The following is a 4,720-nucleotide window of genomic DNA, read 5'->3' as shown; positions in this document are numbered from 1 at the left end:
GGTATTCACCGACGAATTCGGCACGGCAGCCTTGGGTAACCCAGACACCGTAACGGGACTGGCCCCAGGTCTCACCTTCCACACAGGGGGAGCCGGACAACTGGCGGATCATGCGCGCGCGCCCTTCCAGCCGGCACTCGTTGCTGCGGTTCTTGATCGATTCGCAGCGCACGATGCCATTGCCGCCACGATCATCGTAGCGATCGTCGTAGCCATAGTTCTGCGCCTGCACGCCGCCAGCGGCAGCCATCATCGGCAACAGGGTGCACGCCACGGTGCGCCAAGTGAGTCCCTTGCCCATCCCTCGTCTCCAGGTGAATACGGTGGAGGCAAGCATCGGGGATTCTCGGCGTGGCGCACAGAGGGAGCCGCGACGGCGGTTTTTCCCCCATTCAACCAACCCAACCGCAACTGACTGCGGCTGCGGCGGCTCAGCGGCCGAAGTGCAGCGCGTCGACCGCGGCGCCCAGTGCTTCAACGCGCACGGTGCTGTGCTGGCCGGTACGGCGGTGGTGCTCGCTGGCCCGCGAGGCAGCGGCGTCGAAGGCGGCCGCACCGGTGCTGAACACCTCGGTCGCTCGTGTCTGCGGATCCAGGACGGACCAGCGCTGGGCGGTGCATTGGACAGTGATGACCATGGTGGGCTCCTGCGTTTCTGGGGAATCCGGAACCGGCGCAAGGCCGATCTCCGATACCCGACCAGCCTAGCCAGCGCCCCGGGGAAGACCTATCGGATTTATCCGAAAACTCCCTACCAGCCCCTAAGAAAGCGCCCTCCATCACATCCCTGAGGCCATTTAGGGAACTCATTCCGTGACCCTTGTCACGGAGTCAGCCGCGCTTCACACTATCGTCATCAACAGGGGCCCCTTCCACATGCGCACCTCGCTTCCACTGCAGCGTTCGACGCTGCTGAAGTTCTATTTTGCCGCCAGCTACGTAGTACTGATCGAGGAACTGGTCCGCGCATCGTTGAGTTGAGGATTGGCCAGCAATGCTTGCCGCTGCTGCGGGGACCGAACAAAATGTCGATTTACGGCACGGAGCCGCACCCATGAAAGTCCTGTTCCTGATCCCGCTGCTGGCCCTGGCCGCCTGTGCCAGCCCGGAAAAACCGGTCACCCATGACGCCTCCACACCCGTGGTTGGTGGTGATCGCGATGCACACGGGTGCATCGGTTCGGCCGGCTATCAGTGGTGCGAGCACAGCCAGCGCTGCGAGCGCCCGTGGGAACTGGCACAGGCACAGGGCCTGGCCAACACCGCCGAAGCCATCGACGCCTACTGCGCTACCCCGGCGTCGCCGGCGCGCAGGTAACGGATGCCGCCAATGACCGATCTGTCCCCGCTGCCGGCGCTGGCGCCCGGCCGCTACCGCCACTTCAAAGGTGGCGAGTACGAGGTGATCGACATCGTCCGCAGCAGTGAAACGCTGCAGCCGATGGTGCTCTATCGCGCCCTGTACGGCGAAGGCGGCCTATGGGTGCGGCCCTATCCGATGTTCATTGAACAGGTGCCCGGCGAGCACGGCCCGCAGGCACGCTTCGCCCGCATCGGCGACTGAACGGCGCGGCTCACGCCGCGCGCACGGCATCACCGCGCATTCTGAAGCCCCCCTGCGAGACGGAACCCGCATGCGCCACACTCTGTTGATCGCCCTGTCACTGGCCAGCGCCCCGGTGCTGGCCGCAGAACCTCCCAGCTTCGACCGTCCCGGCATCGGCTTCGGCACTGACACGGTGCCGCGTGGTGGCCTTGCCGTCGAAGTGGGCCTGCCCAGCTACCAACGTGATCGTGATCGCGACGGCCTGCGTACGACATCGCTGTCCAGCGACCTGTTGCTGCGCACCGGGCTGGCGCCGGGCTGGGAACTGCAGCTGGCGTCCACGCCGTGGCAGCGCCAGCGCGAACGTGGCCCTGACATGCCACGCACGCAGCAGCGCGGCGCCGGCGACAGCACCGTCGGAGTGAAATGGGCAGGTCCCGGCAGTACCGAGCGCACGGCCTGGGCGCTGCTGGCCAGCGGTGTGATCGCGCGTGGCGATGCCGCCTTCAGCGACGGGCGTCAGTACGCGCTGGCCGCCAGCGTCGAGCACACCTTCAGCGACCGCTGGAGCGGCGCGCTGTATGGCAGCCATCAGCGCGGCGCGGGCCAGCGCAGCACGACCTGGTCGCCAAGCCTCTCGCTGAGCGTGACCGAGCGGCTTGGCACCTATCTCGAAGCCGGCTTTACCCATGCCAACCAGCAACCCGACCAGGCCGTCGCCGGTGCAGGCCTGACCTGGATGCTGCGGCCGAACGTGCAGCTGGACGCCTCTTTCGATCTCGGCCTCAATCGCAACAGCCCCGACCTGCAGCTCGGCACCGGCATCGCGTTCTATCTGCAGTGACCTCATGAGCTGATCGTGCGCGTCGGGCTCATCGCCCTCGCGCTACAATCATACCGTCCAGTCGGTTTCGTTCCCCCATGCCAGAATCCCCTCCCCGCTCCCGCCGCAAGGCGCCCGACAGCGTGCGCCAGGCACTGCTGCACGCGACCGCCCATACCATCGGCCAGAATGGGCTGGCAGCCCTCACCGTGCAGGACGTCGCCGACGCGGCCGGTGTCAGCAAGGGCGCGCTGTTCCATCATTTCGGCAGCAAGCAGGACCTGATCGAGGCGACGCTGACTTCGCTCATTGCCGACTTCGAGGACAGGGTCCGCGAGGTGCTGCGGCAGTCCCCGCCGCGCCATGGCGGCTTCAGCCGTGCCTATGTGCAGGTGAATTTCGAACATCTGCTGCAGCAGGAGCAGATCAACGACATCGGGCTCACCATGGGCAACATGCTGGAGCCGGCGCTGCTGGTCTACTGGCGCACGTGGCTGCGCGGCATGCTGGCCGAGTTTCCGGATGAAGCCTGCGATCCGCGCCTGTACGCCGCGCGTTGCGTTGCAGATGGTTACTGGGCCACCGCCTATGGGCGGCCCTTGGACGAAAACGAACGCCAGAACGCCCAGGCCATGGCCTTGGAGGCACTGAAGCTGTGCGAACCGGCATGAGCGGGAGACTGCGATGAACCCCTATTTCTACCTGGCCGGCGCGATCGTGCTGGAAGTGATCGCCACCTCCCTGCTCAAGGCATCGGAAGGCATGACCCGCCTCGGTCCGACGCTGGGCGCGCTCGCCGGTTACGGTGTGTGCTTCTACCTGCTGTCGCTGACGATGAAGTCGATCCCCACCGGCATTGCCTATGCCATCTGGTCCGGCGTCGGCATCGTGCTGATCTCGCTGATCGGCCTGCTGGTGTTCAAGCAGCGCCTGGATGCACCGGCACTGATCGGCATCGGCCTGATCTGTGCCGGCGTACTGGTCATCAACCTGTTCTCGCAAAGCAGCGCGCATTGAGCGCGCCGCTGCACGAACTGCCGGGCTAGGCGACCTTCTTCGCGACGGTCATGCCGAGCACGAAAAGTACGACGGCGATGATGATGCCGGCCCAGAACAGGAACTTGGCGATACCCACCGCGGCGCCGGCAATACCGCCGAAACCCAGCGCACCGGCGATCAGGCCGATGACGGCGAAAATGATGGCCCACTTGATCATGTCGATCCTCTCCCTGACGGGAATACTGAAGGTGCGATCAGGTTAGGCAGGCCGCGATGCCACACGCGTGAACAGGTCGCAGGCGCGGCGTGAAACGATCCGGCTCAGCGCGGCCGGAAGCGCAGCAGCGCCACTGCGAAGGCGAGAAACACGCTGCCGACCAGGCGTTCGAACCAGCGTTGCGCAAAGGGCTTTGCCAGCCAACGGCGCAGCCCATGTCCACCCGCCGCGTACATCACGTACCAGAACAGTTCGCAGGTAGCGAAGGTGGCCACCAGCACCGTGTACTGCACGGCCTGGCCACGCGCGGGGTCGACGAACTGCGGCAGGAACGCGGCGGCGAACAGCAGCAGCTTGGGATTGCTCAGCCCCACCAGCAGACCGCCACGGAACACCGCCCAGGCGCCATGCACCGGCGCCAGCGCTGCATCGACGTCTGCCGCCACTGGCGCCTGCCGGCAGCTGTCCCGCCAGGCCTTGATGCCCAACCAGGCCAGGTAGGCCACACCCAGATAGCGCAGCACATCGAACAGCATCGGCGACGAGCGCAGCACCGCGCTCAGGCCGGCCGCGGACGCCGCAAGCACCAGCAGCATCGCCAGCAGGCAACCAGCCATGGCGGGCACGCTGCGACGGAAGCCCAGGCCGACACTGCGTCCCAGGATGTGCAGCATGTTCGGACCCGGCGTGCCGCACAGCACGAACACCGTCGCCAGGAACCACCACCAGGTATGCAGGGCCATCACTTCGTCCACCGGAATAATCCCTGCAAGGATAGTGCGCAGCGGCTGTCACCACCATGCACAGTCCAGGGTCGATTCGACGGTTACAGCTGCTGCGGCTCAGCCGCTGGCAACGCGCGACGCACGCAGTTCGGCCATCGCGATGCGCAGCACCCGCAGCGCCGAGCGCAGGAACACGACCAGCAGCGCGACCGCGACCAGCAGATCCGGCCAACCGGCACCGAACAGCGCCACCAGCCCCGCCGCCAGCACCACCGAAATGCCCTCGAAGATATCGTTGCGCGCGCATTCCCAGGCCGATGCCAGGTTCACGTCGTCATTGCGATACGGCGTCAGCAGCCACAGGCAGAAACCGTTCGCGGCCAGGTTCAGCAGCGCGGCCAGGCCCATGC

Annotated in this window: 9 protein-coding genes and 1 pseudogene; 5 read left to right on the top strand and 5 right to left on the bottom strand. The window is 66.2% G+C overall.

Annotated features, from left to right (window positions below; genetic code table 11):
* Positions 1–301 (bottom strand): DUF3011 domain-containing protein (locus DBR20_RS01000; protein WP_146186922.1); only part of this gene is annotated, 301 nt, incomplete at its 3' end.
* 130 nt (positions 302–431) lie between these two features.
* Positions 432–638 (bottom strand): hypothetical protein, encoded by a 207-nt coding sequence (locus tag DBR20_RS00995; protein WP_108264878.1) that lies wholly within the window; start codon positions 636–638, stop codon positions 432–434.
* 416 nt (positions 639–1,054) lie between these two features.
* Between DBR20_RS00995 and DBR20_RS00990 the strand changes: the two genes are divergently transcribed.
* The 5 genes from DBR20_RS00990 to DBR20_RS00970 all read left to right on the top strand — a co-directional run bounded on the left by DBR20_RS00990 (position 1,055) and on the right by DBR20_RS00970 (position 3,386).
* On the top strand, positions 1,055–1,318 hold the full coding sequence (locus DBR20_RS00990) for a hypothetical protein (protein WP_108264877.1): 264 nt from the start codon (positions 1,055–1,057) through the stop codon (positions 1,316–1,318).
* Between the two features lie 12 nt (positions 1,319–1,330).
* Entirely contained in the window at positions 1,331–1,564 is a 234-nt protein-coding gene (locus DBR20_RS00985) for a DUF1653 domain-containing protein (RefSeq protein WP_108264876.1), read from the top strand.
* A gap of 70 nt (positions 1,565–1,634) precedes the next feature.
* Complete coding sequence (locus DBR20_RS00980; protein ID WP_108264875.1) at positions 1,635–2,390, top strand: transporter; 756 nt, start codon at positions 1,635–1,637, stop codon at positions 2,388–2,390.
* A gap of 77 nt (positions 2,391–2,467) precedes the next feature.
* Positions 2,468–3,040 (top strand): TetR/AcrR family transcriptional regulator, encoded by a 573-nt coding sequence (locus DBR20_RS00975; protein WP_100553076.1) that lies wholly within the window; start codon positions 2,468–2,470, stop codon positions 3,038–3,040.
* Positions 3,041–3,053: 13 nt separating this feature from the next.
* Positions 3,054–3,386 carry an SMR family transporter gene (locus DBR20_RS00970; protein WP_108264874.1) on the top strand — a complete coding sequence of 111 codons (333 nt, stop codon included), beginning with the start codon at positions 3,054–3,056 and terminating at the stop codon, positions 3,384–3,386.
* Positions 3,387–3,411: 25 nt separating this feature from the next.
* On the opposite strand, the gene DBR20_RS00965 is transcribed toward DBR20_RS00970, so the two are convergent.
* From DBR20_RS00965 to DBR20_RS00955, 3 genes and pseudogenes are all read right to left on the bottom strand, one after another.
* Entirely contained in the window at positions 3,412–3,585 is a 174-nt protein-coding gene (locus DBR20_RS00965; protein WP_108264873.1) for a DUF1328 domain-containing protein, read from the bottom strand.
* Between the two features lie 104 nt (positions 3,586–3,689).
* Positions 3,690–4,328 carry a LysE family translocator gene (locus DBR20_RS00960; RefSeq protein ID WP_108264879.1) on the bottom strand — a complete coding sequence of 213 codons (639 nt, stop codon included), beginning with the start codon at positions 4,326–4,328 and terminating at the stop codon, positions 3,690–3,692.
* Positions 4,329–4,427: 99 nt separating this feature from the next.
* Positions 4,428–4,720, bottom strand: a pseudogene (locus DBR20_RS00955) (cation transporter); the annotation flags it as partial.

This window comes from Stenotrophomonas sp. HMWF023, assembly GCF_003060985.1.
Classification (GTDB): Bacteria; Pseudomonadota; Gammaproteobacteria; order Xanthomonadales; family Xanthomonadaceae; genus Stenotrophomonas; species Stenotrophomonas lactitubi.
The sequence above is the reverse complement of the archived record's forward strand: the minus strand, read 5'-3'. Positions and strand labels throughout refer to the sequence as shown.